This window comes from Variovorax sp. 01T439_2 (assembly GCF_056398445.1).
This window is the reverse complement of sequence record NZ_JBFTPJ010000835.1, coordinates 1-2,669: the sequence shown is the minus strand read 5'-3', so window position 1 is coordinate 2,669 and position 2,669 is coordinate 1. Positions and strand designations below refer to the sequence as shown.

Here is a 2,669-nt window from a genome sequence, read left to right as displayed (position 1 = left end):
CTGCTGCATCGATGCGCCTTCGGGCAGGCCGGCCAGTTCCCGCACCTTCTGCGTCGGAAAGACCAGCGCGCCGACTTCCTTCAGGTTGATGCCGGTCAGCACCGCGTCCTGCACGTAGGGCGCGCCGGCCGCGATGATCTTGGCGCGCAGCGGACCCACGCTCACGAAGGTGCCGGTGGCGAGCTTGAAGTCTTCGGCGATGCGGCCGTCGAAGCGCAGCCCGCGGTGGATGTTCGACTCGTCGATCCACTTCACCGCGTCGCCGGTCGAGAAGAAGCCCTCTTCATCGAAGGCTTCGGCCGTGGCCTCGGGCGCGCGCCAGTAGCCGGGCGTGATGTTGGGGCCGCGGTAGCGCACCTCGGTCTTGCCGTCGACCTCGATCAGCTTGAGCTCGATGCCGGCCGCGGGCAGGCCCACGTCGCCCGACTTGACCTCGGGCCCCGTGACGTAGAGCGCGAACGGCCCCGATTCGGTCATGCCGAGGCCCGTGCCCATCACGATGCGCTCGCCGACTTCGGACTCCTGCGTCTTGTGCAGGCTGTCCCACACGGGCTGCGAGAGCGCGGCGCCCGAGTAGAAGAACATCTTCACGCGCGACAGCAGGTTGCGGCGCAGCACCGCATCGGTTTCCATGGCGTGCGCAATGGCCTCGAAGCCGGTCGGCACGTTGAAGTAGATGGTGGGCGCGATCTCGCGCAGGTTGCGCAGCGTCTCGGCCATGCCGGCGGGCGTGGGCTTGCCGTCGTCGATGTAGAGCGTGCCGCCGTTGTCCAGCACGATGCCCACGTTGTGGTTGCCGCCGAAGGTGTGGTTCCAGGGCAGCCAGTCGACCAGCACCGGCGGCTCCTCGCCCAGGGCGGGAATCGACTGGCGCAGCTGCTGCTGGTTGGCGCACCACATGCGGTGCGTGTTGATCACCGCCTTGGGCATCTTGGTGGAGCCCGAGGTGAAGAGGAACTTGGTGATGGTGTCGGGGCCGGTGGCGCGCATCGCGGCATCGATGGCGGGCGTGGCCGGCGTGGCGGCCAGCGCATCGAACGAGGTGGCGTCGCGGCCTTCGAGCGCGCCTTCAGCGATCACCACTTCGGTCCCGGCAGGCACGGTGGCGGCAATGGCGCGGCCGAAGCGCGCGGCATCGGCCGCGAACACCAGGCCCGGCGTGAGCGTGTCCAGCACGTGGCGCAGCTTCTCGAAGTCCTGGCTCACCACAGAGTAGGGCGGCGACACCGGGCAGTACGGCACGCCCGCGTAGAGGCAGCCGAGGGCCATCAGCGCATGTTCGATACCGTTCTCGCTCAGGATCGCGACCGGGCGCTCCGCGCTCAGGCCGCGATCGAGCAGCGCCTGGCCGATGCTGCGCGCCTTCTGCAGCGCCTCGGCGTAGCTCACGCGCTGCCAGTCGCCGGTGCTGCCATCGGCCAGCCGTTCGCGGCGGGCGATGAAGGTGCGCTCGGGCGCCTGTTCGGCCCAGTGCGCGAGGCGGTCGGTCATGCGGTCGCGGTAGGGCGCGAGCTGGGTTTCGGCCCGCAGGTACTGCGTGCCCGGCGCACCTTCGCGCAGCACGGCGCGCGTGACGCCGAAGGCCAGCGGACGGTATCGGATGGTGGTCATTCCTTGCTCACTTTGGCGCCGCGGCCTTCGAGGAAGTCGCGCACGCGGGCCTTGGCCTCGGGCGCGTTCTGCACGATGCCGGACATCAGCGCCTCGGTGAAGAAGCCGTGGTCGGCCGACTGCTCGGCAATGCGCGGCAGCGCATGCATCAGCGCGTAGTTGGTCAGCGGCGCATTGGTGGCCACGCGCTTGGCGAGTTCGAAGGCCTTGTCGAAGGCCGCGCCCTCGTCGACCAGGTACTGCGCGAAGTTGGCGCGCTCGCCGTCCTCGGCGTTGTAGACGCGGCCGGTCATCATCATGTCGGTCATGCGCGCCACGCCGATCAGCTTGGGAATGCGCACCGAGCCGCCGCCGCCCACGAAGATGCCGCGCGAGCCTTCGGGCAGTGCATAGAAGGTGCTGCGGTCGGCCACGCGGATGTGGCAGGCGCTCGCGAGCTCGAGGCCGCCACCCACCACCGCGCCGTGCAGCGCCGCAACCACCGGCACCGGGCCGTGCTGGATCAGGTCGAGCGCGCCATGCCACAGCCGCGAGTGCTGCATGCCCTGGCCGGCGTCGCGCTCCTTCAGCTCGCTCAGGTCGAGGCCGGCGCAGAAGTGCGGGCCTTCGCCGTCGAGCACCGCGGCGCGCACCGTGGAAGGCAGCGTCTCGAAGGTGTTGCGCAGCGCGAGGATCAGGCTGTCCGAGAGCGCGTTGCGCTTGGCGCCGCGCGTCAGGCGGACGATGGCCACGTCGTCGCGGATGTCGAGTTGGAGGTCGGGATTGGTCATGATTGCATTCGTGTGTGAGTTGGATTATGGTTATGATAAATAATCAATTCAAGGCACTTGAGACCCCCGATCCCTAGGGACTTACCCGTACTGGAGACAACGACATGGACCACCAGAACCTGATCGCCATCGACATCCACACCCACGCCGAAGTGAGCTGCTGGAACCCGTTCGACAACTACGGCGAGGAATACGACCGCGCCGCCGACAAGTACTTCGGCTCCAGCGGCCGGCCCACCATTGCCGAGAGCGTGGCCTACTACCGTGAACGCAGGATCGGGCTGGTGA

At 68.4% G+C, this 2,669-nt stretch carries 2 protein-coding genes and 1 pseudogene; 1 reads left to right on the top strand and 2 read right to left on the bottom strand.

The annotated features are described in order from the left end of the window. Nucleotides 1-1,611: feruloyl-CoA synthase (locus AC1DOC_RS28510; RefSeq protein ID WP_478131004.1), on the bottom strand; the 1,611-nt coding region annotated here is incomplete at its 3' end. Beyond that, complete coding sequence (locus AC1DOC_RS28505) at nt 1,608-2,381, bottom strand: crotonase/enoyl-CoA hydratase family protein (protein WP_478079701.1); 774 nt, start codon at nt 2,379-2,381, stop codon at nt 1,608-1,610. The genes AC1DOC_RS28510 and AC1DOC_RS28505, both read right to left, overlap by 4 nt. Nucleotides 2,382-2,485: 104 nt before the next feature. On the opposite strand from AC1DOC_RS28505, the pseudogene AC1DOC_RS28500 reads away from it, so the two are divergent. Continuing rightward, nucleotides 2,486-2,669: pseudogene (locus tag AC1DOC_RS28500) on the top strand (4-hydroxyphenyl-beta-ketoacyl-CoA hydrolase); the annotation flags it as partial.

Bases quoted from the DNA above. Each gene is read 5' to 3' on its own strand.
- AC1DOC_RS28505 (WP_478079701.1), bottom strand. From the start codon at position 2,381: ATGACCAATCCCGACCTCCAACTCGACATCCGCGACGACGTGGCCATC.